General features: G+C 59.3%; 1 tRNA gene. It reads left to right on the plus strand.

The features are described 5' to 3' along the window. The first annotated feature begins 16 nt into the window (after positions 1–16). Positions 17–93 (plus strand) — tRNA-Met (locus tag JQK15_RS26700). Positions 94–268: the final 175 nt, after the last annotated feature.

Raw genomic sequence — 268 nt, forward strand, 5'->3', positions numbered from 1 at the left:
CACAAAAGCCCAGTGTCGCGGGATGGAGCAGCCCGGTAGCTCGTCAGGCTCATAACCTGAAGGTCGTAGGTTCAAATCCTACTCCCGCAACCAAACCCACAACACACACACACACGCCGCCTCGGATATCCCCAAGGCGGTGTTGTCGTTCAGGGCGTAAACCGCCAGATCCGCCGTACGCATCCGGTGAGGACCGCGGCTACTGACGGTTTGCTGGGGGTTTTGGCATCTTACTTGCCGAGGAAGGCCTCGACGCCTTCTTGAGCGA

It is taken from the genome of Sphingobium sp. BHU LFT2 (assembly GCF_018604485.1).
Lineage (GTDB): Bacteria > Pseudomonadota > Alphaproteobacteria > Sphingomonadales > Sphingomonadaceae > Sphingobium > Sphingobium yanoikuyae_A.